The organism is Azospirillum palustre, assembly GCF_002573965.1.
Taxonomy (GTDB): Bacteria; Pseudomonadota; Alphaproteobacteria; order Azospirillales; family Azospirillaceae; genus Azospirillum; species Azospirillum palustre.
In genome coordinates, this window is record NZ_PDKW01000042.1 from 477,883 (window position 1) to 491,904 (window position 14,022).

14 protein-coding genes are annotated in these 14,022 nt (G+C 68.4%); 9 read left to right on the forward strand and 5 right to left on the reverse strand.

Annotated elements, in window-relative coordinates; translation table 11 throughout:
- Window positions 1-2: 2 nt before the first annotated feature.
- Window positions 3-1,040, reverse strand: a complete 1,038-nt coding sequence (locus CRT60_RS19760; protein WP_098738244.1) for a phosphotransferase — start codon at window positions 1,038-1,040, stop codon at window positions 3-5.
- 86 nt (window positions 1,041-1,126) lie between these two features.
- Window positions 1,127-1,822: a GntR family transcriptional regulator gene (locus tag CRT60_RS19765; protein ID WP_098738245.1), complete on the reverse strand. Its 696-nt coding sequence runs from the start codon at window positions 1,820-1,822 to the stop codon at window positions 1,127-1,129.
- A gap of 142 nt (window positions 1,823-1,964) precedes the next feature.
- Between CRT60_RS19765 and CRT60_RS19770 the strand changes: the two genes are divergently transcribed.
- Together CRT60_RS19770 and CRT60_RS19775 are read left to right on the forward strand one after the other, a co-directional pair.
- A complete protein-coding gene (locus CRT60_RS19770) occupies window positions 1,965-2,909 on the forward strand; it encodes a 3-hydroxyacyl-CoA dehydrogenase NAD-binding domain-containing protein (RefSeq protein ID WP_098738246.1) in 945 nt (314 codons plus the stop codon).
- Window positions 2,906-3,619, forward strand: coding sequence for an aspartate/glutamate racemase family protein (locus tag CRT60_RS19775; RefSeq protein ID WP_244592632.1), 714 nt, complete (start codon window positions 2,906-2,908; stop codon window positions 3,617-3,619). The genes CRT60_RS19770 and CRT60_RS19775 overlap by 4 nt, the downstream gene beginning before the upstream one ends.
- A gap of 21 nt (window positions 3,620-3,640) precedes the next feature.
- On the opposite strand, the gene CRT60_RS19780 is transcribed toward CRT60_RS19775, so the two are convergent.
- Both CRT60_RS19780 and CRT60_RS19785 read right to left on the reverse strand, forming a co-directional pair.
- Window positions 3,641-4,354, reverse strand: coding sequence for a GntR family transcriptional regulator (locus CRT60_RS19780; RefSeq protein WP_098738247.1), 714 nt, complete (start codon window positions 4,352-4,354; stop codon window positions 3,641-3,643).
- Window positions 4,355-4,382: 28 nt separating this feature from the next.
- Window positions 4,383-5,282 carry a dihydrodipicolinate synthase family protein gene (locus tag CRT60_RS19785; protein WP_098738248.1) on the reverse strand — a complete coding sequence of 300 codons (900 nt, stop codon included), beginning with the start codon at window positions 5,280-5,282 and terminating at the stop codon, window positions 4,383-4,385.
- 227 nt (window positions 5,283-5,509) lie between these two features.
- Between CRT60_RS19785 and CRT60_RS19790 the strand changes: the two genes are divergently transcribed.
- The 7 genes from CRT60_RS19790 to CRT60_RS19820 are packed head-to-tail and all read left to right on the forward strand — an operon-like array spanning window position 5,510 to window position 12,430.
- Window positions 5,510-6,850 (forward strand): ABC transporter substrate-binding protein, encoded by a 1,341-nt coding sequence (locus CRT60_RS19790; protein WP_098738751.1) that lies wholly within the window; start codon window positions 5,510-5,512, stop codon window positions 6,848-6,850.
- Window positions 6,847-7,779: a carbohydrate ABC transporter permease gene (locus CRT60_RS19795; protein WP_098738249.1), complete on the forward strand. Its 933-nt coding sequence runs from the start codon at window positions 6,847-6,849 to the stop codon at window positions 7,777-7,779. The genes CRT60_RS19790 and CRT60_RS19795 overlap by 4 nt, the downstream gene beginning before the upstream one ends.
- Window positions 7,776-8,606 carry a carbohydrate ABC transporter permease gene (locus CRT60_RS19800; RefSeq protein WP_098738250.1) on the forward strand — a complete coding sequence of 277 codons (831 nt, stop codon included), beginning with the start codon at window positions 7,776-7,778 and terminating at the stop codon, window positions 8,604-8,606. Before CRT60_RS19795 ends, CRT60_RS19800 begins: the two co-directional genes overlap by 4 nt.
- A gap of 25 nt (window positions 8,607-8,631) precedes the next feature.
- Window positions 8,632-9,729 (forward strand): ABC transporter ATP-binding protein, encoded by a 1,098-nt coding sequence (locus tag CRT60_RS19805; RefSeq protein ID WP_098738251.1) that lies wholly within the window; start codon window positions 8,632-8,634, stop codon window positions 9,727-9,729.
- A gap of 20 nt (window positions 9,730-9,749) precedes the next feature.
- The gene (locus CRT60_RS19810; RefSeq protein WP_244592633.1) at window positions 9,750-10,742 is read left to right on the forward strand and encodes an aldo/keto reductase; all 993 of its coding nucleotides are present in this window, start codon (window positions 9,750-9,752) and stop codon (window positions 10,740-10,742) included.
- Between the two features lie 19 nt (window positions 10,743-10,761).
- Window positions 10,762-11,217: an RbsD/FucU family protein gene (locus tag CRT60_RS19815; RefSeq protein WP_098738252.1), complete on the forward strand. Its 456-nt coding sequence runs from the start codon at window positions 10,762-10,764 to the stop codon at window positions 11,215-11,217.
- Window positions 11,218-11,248: 31 nt separating this feature from the next.
- Window positions 11,249-12,430 (forward strand): fumarylacetoacetate hydrolase family protein, encoded by a 1,182-nt coding sequence (locus CRT60_RS19820; RefSeq protein WP_098738253.1) that lies wholly within the window; start codon window positions 11,249-11,251, stop codon window positions 12,428-12,430.
- Between the two features lie 24 nt (window positions 12,431-12,454).
- On the opposite strand, the gene CRT60_RS19825 is transcribed toward CRT60_RS19820, so the two are convergent.
- Window positions 12,455-13,981: a UxaA family hydrolase gene (locus CRT60_RS19825; RefSeq protein ID WP_098738254.1), complete on the reverse strand. Its 1,527-nt coding sequence runs from the start codon at window positions 13,979-13,981 to the stop codon at window positions 12,455-12,457.
- Between the last annotated feature and the right edge of the window lie 41 nt (window positions 13,982-14,022).

Below are 14,022 nucleotides of genomic sequence, written 5' to 3' on the forward strand. Positions count from 1 at the left end.
GGTCACACTTCCTGGCAGGCGAGGTGGAGCAGAGTGCGTGCGGTATCGGCCTCGTCGCCGGTCAGCTTTTCCAGCCCGGCGAAGGCACGTTCGGCATTCCGCAGGATGTAGGCGGCGTTCTCGGGATATTCGGCCGCCCGCCAGCCGGTGATCGAGATGGTCAGGGCAAGGCGGGCCGCGATCAGGTCGGGCAGCAAATCCGTCTCATCCGCCGTCAGCGGCAGCACGGCGTTGTAGGCGCGGGTCATCTCGACGATGGAGCCGAAGGGCGTCTCGCCGCTGGTGACGTGGTAGGCGAGGGCCGTCGCCAGATCGTTGATCAGCGGCGCCTTCAGCGCATCGCCGAAATCGATGATGCCGGTGACCGCCTGATGCCCGGCCGGATCGACCACCGCATTGTGCGGGTTGAGGTCGTTGTGGATCACCTGATGGCGCAGGGCGGGCAGGCGCGGGGTGACCCGGTCGGCGAAACGGGCGATGAAGCGCTCCACCATCCGGCGGCGTGGGCCGTCGGCCAGATAATGCAGCTTGTCGGCAACGCTGGCGGTGCGCGTGATGTCCCACAGCAGATCGCGCTGCGACCCCGGATGCTCGTAGTCGGCCAGTGCGAGGTCGAGCCGGGCCAGCGTCGTTCCCAGCGCCCGCATCAGTCCCGGTGAGGCCGGTGCCGCATGGAGCGGCGTGCCGTCGAGATAGGTCAGCAGCCGCAGGATCATCGGATGGCCGTCGATCAGGACCGTCGTCTGCGCCTCGCCCTCCCGGGTCGGCACGACGCGCGGCACCGGCAGGGCCGGGTCGCGGGATGCCACATGCTGCATGGCGCCGGTCTGGAAGGCGGTGACCGGCTGCGGTTCGGCCGGGTTGGTGAACTTCAGCACATAGCCCTGCCCGTCGGGTGTGGTGATGTGGAAGTTGCGGTCGCGTTCGCTGCTCAGGACACCGACGTCGCCGGTCAGCCCGAAATGCCGCAGCATCATGGCGCCGGCCTCGTCCCCGGAGATCGGCGGCGCGATGGTGGTCAGTACATCACGCTGTGTCATGGCCGCACTCTCCTCGTCATTCGAAACTTTAATGTTTGATGCATCATCGTCATGCGGGACCCGGCTTCGGGCACCGGCGAAAGGGGTCAGGAAACCAGGGTTACCGGTTGGATTTCGAGGTGTTCAGCGTCGATCCGCTCCAGGATCGGGCCGCTGGCCAGCTGGATGTCGTCCTGGATGGCGCGGGCGGCGGCCGGGCCGTCATGGCGGCGGATGGCATCCATCAGCGGGTAGTGATGGTCGATCATCGTGCGGCCGGCTCCGCCATAGACGTCGGCGATCAACGGCCCCATCTGGAGCCAGAGCCGCCGCAGAATGTCGCCCAGCACCGGCATGTCGGCGATTTCGGCCAGCCTGAAGTGGAAGATCTGGTTGAGTTCGGTCGCCAGCGCGGTGTTGCCGGCGGCCATCGCCTCCTCGTTGTGCGTCAGCAGGGCTTCCAGCTGTTCGATCTGGGGCGGTGTGGCCCGTTCGGCGGCGCGGGCGGCGGCCAGCCCCTCCAGATTGACGCGGATGTCCCGGATTTCCAGATAGGCGGCGCGGGTCAGCATCGGCACGCGGATGTCGCGCGGCGAGCGCAGCACCAGCGCCTGGTCCTGCACCAGCCGCAGGATGGCGTCGCGCACCGGGGTGACGCTGGTCCCCAGCCGTTCGGCCAGATCGCGGATCTTGAGCCGGTCGTTCGGCTTGAACACGCCCCGCATCAGCGCCTCGCACAATTTCTGGTAAATTGTGCTGCCGAGATTGTCGTGTTCAAGAAGGCTGAGGTCGAACCCGCTCATCGTCTGCCCGTCACCCGGCCATCTTGCTTCGGTGTATGATGCATCATATTGACCCGGTCGCTGAGGAAGGTCAAGCTGTCCCTGCCGTGCACGCCCGTGCCCGGTTCTCTTTTCGACTCTTTTGCGCAGGAGTGCTTCCGCAATGCCGCCACCGCCGTCGTCCACCGCGCCCGTTGCCGTGCTTGGCTGCGGGTTGATCGGCGAAAGCTGGTCGGCCCTGTTCCTGGCCCACGGGCTGGACGTGGTTGCCTGGGATCCCGACGGTGCCGTGCTGGCCGCCTTGCCGCAGCGCGTGGAGCGGTTGCTCGGCCAGTTGCAGGCGCTGGGGACCGGCACCGCCGGGCACGGCCGGCTGTCCGTCGTGCAGTCGGTTGCGGCGGCAGTCGGCGATGCCGGCTGGATTCAGGAGAACGCGCCGGAAAAGACCGCGGTCAAGCACAGCCTCTATGCCGAGGTGGAGGCGGCGGCAAGGCCGGATGCGGTGATCGCCAGCAGCACTTCCTCGCTGACCTGGAGCGATCTGGCGGCGGGCGTGGTGCGGCGCGAGCGCCTCGTCACCGCCCACCCCTTCAATCCGCCGCACCTGATGCCGCTGGTCGAGCTTTTCGCCGCCGATGCGCAGACACTGGCGCGGGCCGAGGCCTTCTACCGCGGTCTCGGCCGCGACACGGTGGCGCTGAAGAAGGATGCGGTCGGGCACATCGCCAACCGGCTGGCGTCCGCCCTGTGGCGCGAGGCGGTCAACATCGTGGCGGAGGGCATTGCCGATGTCGCCGACGTCGATGCGGCGCTGGTGCATGGTCCGGGCCTGCGCTGGTCGGTGATCGGCGCCCACATGGCCTATCATCTGGGCGGCGGCCCCGGCGGCATCGCCCATTACCTCGACCATCTCGGACCGAGCCAGGAGCGGCGCTGGGCGACGCTCGGCAGCCCCAGCCTGACGCCGGCGGTTCGCCAACTGCTGGTCGATGGAATCGCGGACGAAGCCGCCGGCCGCTCCATCGCCGCGCTGGAGGCAGACCGCGACCGCGGGCTGATGCTGGCCCTGGCCGCCCGACAGACCGCAAAGCAGGGAGAGGATGCATGACCGCCGAAACGGGTGCCGCCATGCCGGGGCCGCGCATCGCGCTCATTCACGCGCTGGAGGAATCGGTGGCGCCGGCGCGGGCCGCTTTCCGGGCGCATTGGCCGGAAGCGCGGATTTTCGACCTGCTCGACACCTCGCTGGCCGTCGATCTGGCGGAGGCTGGCAGGCTCGACGAGGCGATGATGGGTCGATTCCGGACGCTGGCCGACTATGCCGCCGGCACGGTGGGTGCGGGCGGGCGCACGGCGGGCATCCTGTTCACCTGTTCGGCCTTCGCCCCGGCCATCGACGCGGTCAAGCGGCACCTGCCGATCCCGGTGCTGCGGCCGAACGAATCCGCCTTCGAGGCGGCGATGGCGGTCGGCGACCGGATCGGCATCGTCGTCAGCTTCGGCCCGTCCGCCTTGTCCCTGCGCACCGAGCTGCTGGCGATGGCCGCCGCCGCCGGCCGCCGGATCGAGGTCACCGTCGCGGTTGCCGACGGCGCGCTGGCGGCGCTCAAGAGCGGTGACGGCGAGGGGCATGACGAGCGCGTCGCGGGGACCGCGGAGCAGCTGCGCGGCTGCGATGTCGTCATTCTCGGCCAGTTCTCGATGGCGCGGGCACAGCCGAGGCTTCAGCCGCTGCTGTCGGTCCCGGTGCTGACCACGCCCGCGGCGGCGGTGGAGGCGTTGCGCCGCCTGACGCAGCCGGCGGGCGGCGTCCCGTAACCGGGCAGCTTAGTGCAAACCTCAGCCCAGGCCGATGGCGCGGTCGCGGGCGCTGAGGATGTGCGTGCCGATGGCATCCTTGGCCCGCTCCGGGTCGCGGGCCTGGATGGCATGGATGATGGCGAGATGCTCGCGCATTGTCGGCACCAGCACGGCGGTGTTCAGCTTGGTCTTCGACTGCTTGATCAGCCGGATCTTGATCTGGTTGACCCGGTAGGCGTCGGAAATGATGGCGTTGCCCAGCGCGTCGATGATCGTCAGGTGCAGCGCCCAGTCGATGTCCTGCGCCTCCTGCAACAGGGCGGGCCGGATGCCGCCCATGCCGGCGTCGGCTTCCGCTTCGGTGCAGGCGGCGACGATGCGCTCGTGATCGTCCAGCAGCGCGCGGACCGTCGCCTCCGGCGCCTCACGGGCGAAGACCGCCACCGCTTCCCGTTCCAGGAACAGGCGGAACTGGAAGGCGTCGCGGATGAGGTTGAGGTCGACATGGGCGACCTGCATCCCCCGCTGCGGCACGGTCTTCACCAGCCCTTCGGCCTCCAGCCGCGGGATCAGTTCGCGGATCGCCCCCAGCGGCAGTTCGGTCAGCTCGACCAGCTCGCGCTGCGAGATGAACTGCCCGGGGCGGATCTCGTCCGCCAGCAGCCGTTGCGTGAAGCTTTCGTAAGCCCGGCTGCGCAGGTTGACCGTGTCCCGGTCTCGTCTGGCCGGGTCGCGTTTGGCGGAGGTCGTCATCCGTGTGCTGTCCCTTCAGGCGGCCCCGTCAGGCGGCCTTATCCGCGAACACCCGGTCGAAGAGATGGCCGAGCGTCGCGGTGTCCGCCACCGACATAGGCAGCAAAGGCACCCTCACCGTCAACCATGCGCTGTCGCCGGTGGTGTGCGACACCAGCGCCTTCACCGCCGGGGTGACCGGGTAGCGCAGCACGGCGTCCACCAGCTCGACCAATGCTGCATCGTCGCGGCCCTGATGGACCACCATGCGCAGCCGTCCCGGCACCAGATTGGCCATGCCGGAAATGGCGCCCTGGCCGCCGTCGCGCACCGCCTGGGCCAGCACCCGCTCGTCGCCGATCAGCACGGCGAGATCGTCGCGGTGGGCGGCGAGAAGCTGCTGGCTGTAGTTCCAGTCGCCGGCCGAATCCTTCACCCCGGTGATCGCCTGCGGGAAGGCGGCCTTCAGCCGGCCGATCAGCGCGATGGACAGCGGAACCGCGGTGACCGACGGGATGTGATAGAGGATGATGTCGCGTGCCCGGTCGCCCAGCTTGGCGATGAAGCTGGAGAACCACGCGAACAGCCCGTCGTCCGACACGCCCTTGAAATAGAAGGGCGGGGCGACCAGCAGAGCCCGCGCGTCGGCATCGAGCAGCTGGTTGGCCTGGGCCAGCGCGTCGTGCAGCGACGCGGCGATGACGCCGCCGACCACATGGCTGCGGAAATCGACGCCGGCGCCCTTCAGCGCGCCGATCATCTGCTCGCGCGCCACATGGCCGAGCAGCGGACCCTCTCCAGTGGTGCCGAACAGGGTGACCGAGTCGCAGCCGCTGGCGAGGCACCATGCGACATGCCGGGTCAGGCGGGCCAGATCCACGCTGCCGTCCTCATGGTAGGGCGTGGTCAGCGCGCAGGACAGGCCGAAGCGGCCAGTGGATTGATTCACTTTGTATTTCTCCCAGGGGCGGCTGAACGGCAGGCCGAACGGCCACCGCGTTACGACTAACATGTTACTAGGATGTTTTTCGTTTGCAAGGGGGCTGCGCTGGATTTATACGTTGACCAAGCAATCAAATCGGTGGCGGCGCGGATCCGTGTCGCTCACAGTGTTCGCCGGTCAGGTCAAGGCCGGGCATCAAAGGCCCAGGCGATAACGGGGAGGAGTGCATGTCGATGTCGAACGGAATGTCTTGGTCGCGCCGCCGGCTTCTGGCGTCGGGCGCCGCGGCCGGTGCGCTGGGGCTGAGCGGTATCGGCTTGCCGGCCTTCGCCCAGAGCGGCGGGGTCAACTGGCGCAAATATGCCGGCACCAAGATCGAGGTGAACCTGATCAAGAGCCCGCGCGGCGACACCCTGACCAAGTACCAGAAGGAATTCGAGGAGCTGACCGGCATCACCGTGGTGTCGGAACAGACCCCGGAGCAGCAGCAGCGCCAGAAGGCGGTGATCGAGCTGACCTCCGGCCGGCCGAGCTTCGACGTCGTGCACATCAGCTACCATGTCCAGAAGCGCCAGTTCGAGAAGGGCAAGTGGCTGGCCGACCTGACGCCCTTCATCAAGGACCCGGCGCTGACCGACGCCGGCTTCCTCGACGATTTCTCCGAAGCCGGCGTGACCTTCGCCCGCAATCCCGAAGGCGGGATCGGCGCCTTGCCCTTCTCGGTCGATTACTGGATCGTCTATTGGAACAAGGACCTGTTCGCGAAGAAGAACCTGTCCTTCCCCAAGACCTTCGACGAGATGGTGGCCGCAGCAGCAGCACTGACCGACCCGTCGAGCCAGACCTATGGCTTCGTTGCCCGCGGCATGAAGAATGCCAACACGCCGGTGTGGACCAGCCTGCTGCTGGGTTACGACCAGTACAGCGTCGATGCCAACCGCAACCTGCTGACCGACACGCCCGAGGCTGTCGAGGCGGCGAAGCTCTACCAGACGCTGATGACCAAGTCGGCGCCGCCGGGCGTCACCGGCTTCAACTGGGCGGAATGCCAGTCGGCCTTCCTCCAGGGCCGTGTCGGCATGTGGTTCGACGGCGTCGGCTTCGCCCCGCCGCTGGAGGATCCGGAGAAGTCGCGCGTGGTCGGCAAGGTCGGCTACGGCCTGATGCCGAAGGGGCCGAAGGCGCATGCCGCGGCCACCACCGGCGACGGCGTCGGCGTCACCGCGGCGTCGAAGAACAAGGAGGCCGCCTATCTCTACTGCCAGTGGGCGACCGGCAAGCTGATGGGCGCCCGCCTGTTGCAGGCCGGGGCCGGCGTGCCGTTCCGCAACTCCGTCCTGGCGGACGCCGAGGTGCGCAAGGGCGTCAAGATGCCGGGGGCCTGGGTCGATGCCGTGGTCGAATCGGCGAAGATCAGCCGCCTCGCCCTGCCGGTCATCATCCCGGTCACCGAATTCCGCGACGTGCTGGGCGGGGCGCTGACCAACATGATTTCCGGCAGCGATCCGGCGGCCGAGCTGAAGCGCGCCACCGCCGACTTCAAGCCGATTCTCGAACGCAGCGAGAAGACGTGAGCATCCTGACCTCGTCTGACCGCGTGGTCGGCGCCGCTTCCGTCGGCAGGACGAAGCGGCTCCGGCCCTCCTACTGGCCCTTCGTGGTGCCGGCGCTGATCGTCGTCATCGGGGTCATCGTCTTTCCCTGGGTCTTCACCCTGTGGATGAGCGCCATGGAATGGCGCATCGGCGAGGAGCAGCGTTTCGTCGGTTTGCAGAATTATGCCCGGCTGTTCACCGACGTGCGCTTCCTGGAGGCGATGGTCCACACGCTGGTCTACACCGCGCTGTCGGTCCTGGCCCCGCTGGTGCTCGGCACCGCGGCGGCGCTGGCCTTCAACACCAAGCTGCCGGCGAGAGGCCTGCTGCGCGGCATCTTCGTCATGCCGATGATGGCGACCCCGGTCGCCATCGCGCTGGTGTGGACGATGATGTTCCACCCGCAGCTGGGCGTGCTGAACTACCTGCTGTCGCTGGTCGGAATCGGGCCGCTGCAATGGGTCTATCACCCCAGCACGGTGATCCTGTCGCTGGTGCTGGTGGAGACCTGGCAGTGGACGCCGCTGGTGATGCTGATCGTGCTGGGCGGTCTGGCGGCGCTGCCGACCGAGCCGTACGAGAGCGCGCAGATCGACGGCGCCACCGCCTGGCAGCGCTTCCGCTACCTGACCCTGCCGATGATCAAGCCCTTCCTGATGGTGGCGGTCATCATCCGCAGCATCGACGCGCTGAAGAGCTTCGACATCCTCTACACCATCACCCAGGGCGGGCCGGGCACGGCGTCGGAGACGATCAACCTGTATCTCTACAGCGTCGCCTTCACCTACTACGACATCGGCTACGGCTCGGCCATCGCGGTGGTGTTCTTCGTGCTGATCATCCTGCTGTCGCTGATCCTGCTGTACCTGCGCCAGCGCAGCGCCTGGAATACGGGAGACGGGCAATGAGCCGGCCGCTGAGGAAGCTTCTGGACAAGGCCGGCATGGCCGTCTGCGTCCTGCTGCTGGTGTCGCCGGCGCTGCTGTTCTTCATCTGGATGCTGTCGCTGTCGCTGAAGTTCGAGATCGACAACGGCGCCTACCCGCCGATCCTGATCCCGGACCGCTTCGCCTGGAAGAACTACACGACGATCTTCGAGGGCAACAGCTTCCTGCTCTATTTCTGGAACAGCCTGATCGTCACCGGCGCCGCCACCCTGTTCGCGCTGGTGGTGGGCGTGCCGGCCGGCTACGGCATCGCCCGGATGCGGGCGCACAAGTCGGCGGTGGTCATCATGATCGCCCGCATGACGCCCGGCCTGTCCTTCCTGATCCCGCTGTTCCTGCTGTTCCAATGGCTGGGGCTGCTCGGCACGCTGTGGCCGCAGATCATCATCCATCTGGTCGTCACCGTGCCCATCGTGATCTGGATCATGATCGGCTATTTCGAGACGACGCCGATGGAGCTGGAGGAGGCGGCGATGGTCGATGGCGCGACGCGCTGGCAGATCTTCGCCAAGGTGGCGCTGCCGATCGCCAAGCCCGGCATCGTCGTCGCCTTCATCCTGTCGGTGATCTTCTCCTGGAACAACTTCGTCTTCGGCATCGTGCTGGCCAGCCGCGAGACGCGGACCCTGCCGGTCGCCGTCTACAACATGCTGTCCTTCGAGCAGGTGAGCTGGGGACCGCTGGCCGCCGCCGCCCTGGTGGTGACGCTGCCGGTGCTGATCCTGACCGTGGCCGCCCAGCGCCAGATCGTGGCGGGCCTGACCGCCGGCGCCGTCAAGGGCGGCTGATCCATCCCAAGAAAGAGACGACCCCATGGCCTCCGTCAGCATCAGGAACGTCCGCAAATCCTACGGCACGGTCGAGATCATCAAGGGCGTGTCCATCGACATCCAGGACGGCGAGTTCGTCATCCTGGTCGGCCCGTCGGGCTGCGGCAAATCCACCCTGCTGCGCATGATCGCCGGGCTGGAGGAGATCAGCGGCGGCACCGTCGCCATCGACGACCGCGTCGTCAACGACGTGCCGCCGAAGGACCGTGACATCGCGATGGTGTTCCAGAACTACGCGCTCTACCCGCACATGACCATCGCCGAGAACATGAGCTTCGCGCTGCGGCTGAAGAACACCGCCAAGAGCGAGATCGCGGCCAAGGTGGAGCGGGCGGCCGGCATCCTCGGCCTCGGACCGCTGCTGGGCCGCTTCCCGCGCCAGCTCTCCGGCGGCCAGCGCCAGCGCGTGGCGATGGGACGCGCCATCGTCCGCGACCCCAAGGTCTTCCTGTTCGACGAGCCGCTGTCCAACCTCGACGCCAAGCTGCGCGTGCAGATGCGCACCGAGATCAAGGAGATGCACCAGCGGCTGAAGACCACCACCGTCTATGTCACCCACGACCAGATCGAAGCCATGACCATGGCCGACAAGATCGTCGTGATGCATGACGGCATCATCGAGCAGATCGGCGCACCGCTCGACCTCTACGACAATCCGGCCAACATGTTCGTCGCCGGTTTCATCGGCTCGCCGGCGATGAACTTCATCCCCGGCAGCATCGGCGGCGACGGCTTCACCACCGACGGCGGCGACCGCCTGCCGCTTACGGGCCGCGTGTCGGCGGCCTCCGACGGGCGCCCGGCCGTGTACGGTGTGCGGCCCGAGCATTTCCGCCTCGCCGACGAAGGGATGGCTGCCGAGGTGGTGGTGGTGGAACCGACCGGCTCGGAAACCCAGATGGTGCTGCGCCCGCTCGGCAGCAAAGCGGGCCAAGTGGGGGCAGGCCGCGAGGACCGCAAGCGCGAACTGACCTGGGTGCTGCGCGAGCGCACCGGCGCCAAGCCCGGCGAGGTGGTGCGGATCGCCCCCGATCCGGCGCTGGCCCACCTGTTCAACCCCGACACCGGGCTGCGCCTGTGAGGACGCTGCCAACGAGACGCTTGGGCCGTACCGGCATCGCCGTCTCGGAGATCGGCTTCGGCGCCGCGCCGTTGGGCGACCTGTACGGCCATCTCGACGAGGCCGCCGCCGTCGGTGCCGCGGTCGCCGCGCTGTCGGCGGGCGTCACTCTGCTCGACACCTCGCCGCTCTACGGCCATGGTTTGGCGGAGGCGCGCTGCGGTGCCGCGCTGCGCCAGGCCGGGCGCGACGGCGTGGTGCTGTGCACCAAGGTCGGGCGCTGGATGGACCCGACGCAGGGCAGGGGGAATGGGTCGGGCTATGCCGGCGGACTGCCGCACCGGGCGGTCATCGACTATTCTTACGACGGCACGCTGCGGTCGGTGGAGCAGTCGCTGTTGCGGCTGGGCACCGACCGCATCGACGTGCTGCTGATCCATGACGTCGATGTCTGGACCCATGGCGCCGACCGTATCGAGGCCCGCTTCGCCGAGGCGATGGACGGCGCCTATCGCGCGCTCGACCGGCTGCGCGCCGATGGCACGGTCAAGGCCATCGGTGTCGGTGTCAACGAGGCGGAGATGTGCGTCCGCTTCGCCAAGTCCGGCGATTTCGACGCCATGCTGCTGGCCGGGCGCTATTCACTGCTGGAACAGCCGGCGCTGGACGAGTTCCTGCCGCTGGCCCAGGCCAAGGGCATCGGCGTGATGCTGGGCGGCGTCTTCAATTCCGGCATCCTCGCCAGCGGTGCCGTTCCCGGCGCCAAGTACAATTACGGCCCGGCGCCGGCCCATGTGCTGGAGCGGGTGGGACGGATCGAGGCGGTCTGCCGGTCCCATGGCGTGCCGCTCGCCACCGCGGCGCTGCATTTTGCCCTGGGGCATCCGGCGGTGTCGTCGGTGGTGCTGGGAGCGGTGACGGCCGGGGAGGTGACCCGCAACCTCGCCGCCATGGCGGCGGTTGTGCCGGGTGCGCTGTGGTCCGATCTGAAGGGCGAAGGGCTGCTGGCGGCAGACGTGCCGGTGCCGGCCTGAACCAACAAGGATAAGAACCATGCTGAAAGGACTGGACCCGCTTCTGTCTCCCGACCTGCTGTGGGTGCTGGCCGCCATGGGGCATGGCGACGATCTGGCGCTGGTCGATGCCAACCATCCGGCGGAGACCATCGCCCGAGCCACCATCTCCGGCCGGCTGATCGTGCTGCCGGGTGTGACGATGGCGCGCGCCGCCCGCGGCATCCTCGGCGTTTTCCCGCTCGACGGCTTCGTGCCCGACCCGGTGCGCCGGATGGAGGTGGTGGGCGACCCCGCCGCACTCCCCGCCGTCCAGGGCGAGGTGCAGGCGGAGATCGACCGCGCCGAGGGCCGCCCGCAGCCCTTGCAGGGGATCGAGCGGTTCGCCTTCTACGACGCCGCCCGCCGTGCCTTCGCCGTCGTGCAGGTCGGCGATCCGCGGCCCTATGGCTGTTTCCTGCTGCGCAAGGGCGTCATCGCCGGCGACGTGCCGTAACCCGACCCAATCTCAAGATTCGGACTCCGACATGATCCAGTTCCCCGTGGATGCGACCCGCACCCTTCCCAACGACGGCTATGCCGGCGCCCTGGCCGGGCGGGTCTGGCGGCCGGGCATCGGCCCGTCGGTGGTGGCCGTGCGCGCCGATGGCGTGTACGACGTGACCGCGACCTTCCCGACCATGAGCGAACTGGCCGCCCGGCCCGATCCGGCGGCGGACCTTGCCGCGGCGGCGGGGGAGCGCATCGGCGCGCTGGCCGACATCCTCGCCAACACGCCGCCGGACAGCCGTGACACCAACGCCCCCTGGCTGCTGGCGCCGACCGACCTGCAGGTGCTGAAGGCGGCCGGCGTCACCTTCGCCGTCTCGATGCTGGAACGGGTGATCGAGGAACGCGCCCGCGGCAATCCCGACGCCGCCGAGGCGATCCGTGCCGAGGTGCAGCGGCTGGTCGGTGACGATCTGGCGGCGCTGAAGCCCGGCTCCGAGGCGGCGATGAGTCTGAAGGAGGTGCTGATCGCCCAGGGCGCCTGGAGCCAGTATCTGGAGGTCGGCATCGGCCCGGATGCGGAGGTCTTCACCAAGGCGCCGGTCCTGTCGTCGGTCGGCACGCTGATGGATGCCGGGCTGCACCCGAAATCGACCTGGAACAACCCGGAGCCGGAGGTGGTGCTGATCGTCGCCCCCGATGGCCGCATCACCGGGGCGACGCTGGGCAACGACGTCAATCTGCGCGATTTCGAAGGCCGGTCGGCCCTGCTGCTGTCGAAGGCGAAGGACAACAACGCATCCTGCGCCATCGGTCCCTTCATCCGCTTCTTCGATGGAACCTTCACGCTGGACGACGTGCGGAGCACCGACGTCGCCCTGACGGTCGAGGGGCCGGAGGGCTTCCAGCTGGCGGGCCTGTCCTCCATCTCGCGGATCAGCCGCGATCCGGAGGATCTCGTCGCCCAGACCGTCGGGCCGGTCCATCAGTATCCCGACGGCTTCGCCCTGTTCCTCGGCACCATGTTCGCGCCGACCCAGGATCGCGACAATCCCGGCGGCGGCTTCACCCACAAGGAGGGCGACATCGTCACCATCGCCGCCCCCAAGCTGGGCGCGCTGGTCAACCGCATGCGGCCGAGCGACGCCTGCGAGCCCTGGAGCATCGGCATCGCCGAACTGATGCGCTCGCTGGTCCGGCGGGGGGCGCTGAAAGGCTGAGCGGCGTCCCCCGCTTCGGCGTCGTCACATGACGGCGCCGATCTGCCAGGGCACGAACTCGTTGTCGCCGATGCCGTTCTCCTCGCTGCGGGTGCGGTGGCCCGACGCGGTGTCCAGCATCAGACGGAACAGGGCGGCACCCGCCTCCGCCACGCTGGTGCCGCCGTCCAGAACCGCGCCGCCGTTGAAGTCCATGTCGTCGCCCATGCGGGCATAGAGCGCGCTGTTGGTGGCGATCTTCAGCGACGGCGTCGGCTTGCAGCCGTAGGTCGATCCGCGGCCGGTGGTGAAGGCGATCAGGTTGGCGCCGCCCGCCACCTGTCCGGTCGCCGACACCGGGTCGTAGCCGGGCGTGTCCATGAAGACGAGGCCGTGGTCGGTCACCGGCTCGGCATAATCGACCACCGCGTTCAGGCGGGTGCCGCCGCCCTTGGCGACCGCGCCCAGCGACTTCTCCAGGATGGTGGTGATGCCGCCGGCCTTGTTGCCGGGCGACGGGTTGTTGTTCATGTCGCCCTTGTGCAGGCGGGTGTAGTCCTCCCACCAGCGGATGCGGTCCATCAGCCTGTCGGCAACGGCGGGGGAGGCGGCGCGGGCGGTGAGCAGATGCTCGGCGCCGTAGATTTCCGGCGTTTCGGACAGGATGGCGGTGCCGCCATGGGCGACCAGCAGATCGACCGCGGCGCCCAGCACCGGGTTGGCGGTGATGCCGGAATAGCCGTCCGAGCCGCCGCATTGCAGACCGACCGTCAGATAACTCGCCGGCACCGGCTCGCGCCGGACATCGTTGGCGATGGGCAGCATGGCGCGGACCAGGGCGACGCCGCGCTCGATGGTCTCGCGGGTGCCGCCTTCCTCCTGAATGGTCAGGGTGGCGATCAGCCCGTCAGGGCGCGGCGCCAGGGTCTGGGCCAAGGGTGCGATCTGGTTCATCTCGCAGCCCAGCCCGATCAGCAGAAGCCCGGCGAAATTGGCATGGTCGGCATAGCCGCGCAGCGTGCGGCGCAGGATCGCCATGCCCTCGCCGGTGCCGTTCATGCCGCAGCCGCTGCCATGGACGATGGCGACCACCCCGTCGACGTTCGGGTAATCGGCCAGCGCGTTGCCGTTGAAGGCATCGGCGATGCGTTTGCAGACGGTGGCGGAGCAGTTCACGCTGGCGATGACGCCGATGTAGTTGCGGGTGGCGATTTGACCCGACGGCCGGCGGATGCCGAGGAAGGTCGCCTCCTCCGCGCCGCGCTCGGCCTCGACGATGCGGGTGGAGCCGTGGTCCAGCCGGGCTTCGCCCATGCCGAGATTGTGGACATGCACATGCTGGCCGGGTTCGATCGGCTGGGTGGCGGTGCCGATCACCTGCCCGTACTTGACCACCGGCTCGCCCGGCGCCACGGCGCGGATGGCGATCTTGTGACCGCTGGGGATGGTGGCGGCGGCGGTGCCGGCGAAGCCGCCGACGGAAACGGCTTTGCCCGCCGGGATTTCACGGGTGGCGACCGCGACGCTGTCCGACGGGTTCAGCAGCAGAAGTTCGGGAACGGAAGACGGCATCGGTCTTGGTCCTTGAGGATGGAATGGGACAGCGGACGTGG